1 protein-coding gene is annotated in these 619 nt (G+C 56.5%); it reads right to left on the reverse strand.

Annotation, left to right across the window (positions count from 1 at the left end):
• Positions 1-37 precede the first annotated feature (37 nt).
• Positions 38-619 (reverse strand): DUF480 domain-containing protein (locus WH277_RS00410; RefSeq protein WP_339503709.1); only part of this gene is annotated, 582 nt, incomplete at its 5' end.

Raw genomic sequence — 619 nt, forward strand, 5'->3', positions numbered from 1 at the left:
ATGCCACCCAGACCAACAATCCCCACTTTTAATGCACTCATTCTGCCTCCTGCCCGGCCAGCAGCCGGGCAAGCTGCTGTTGCAGCGCCACAACCTGCTGTTCAAGGGAGACCACTCGCGCTTCCAGCCCGCTGTCATGGTCATTAACAGGGCTGGTAGCCAGTGAGCTTTCATCCACATCACCGCTAAACAGGTGCATATAGCGGCTTTCGCGTTTACCCGGTTCCCGTGCCAGACGCACCACCAGCGCACCGGATTCGCGCTGTGCCAGCCGCTCCAGCGTCTGTTCCACTTCGGACATATCAGCAAAATCATGCATACGCGTACTGCGGGTGCGCAACTCACCCGGCGTCTGTGCGCCACGCAGCAGCAGTGTTGTGATCACCGCCACTTCGGCCGCAGTAAACTTCAACTGACCAAATTCCGAGTTACAAAAACGCTGTTCATACTTCACTACCCGGCTGCCAAAACCGTTCAATGCCGTCAGCTGGTGTTTTTTCACCAGTAAATCGAGGGTGTTCTGCACATCGCTATCGGTCAGCGACATCACCGGTTCACGGTTGGACTTCTGGTTACAGGCGGTGACCACGCCGTTAAGCGACATCGGATACTGATCCGG

Source organism: Erwinia sp. MYb416 (genome assembly GCF_037479575.1).
GTDB lineage: Bacteria > Pseudomonadota > Gammaproteobacteria > Enterobacterales > Enterobacteriaceae > Erwinia > Erwinia rhapontici.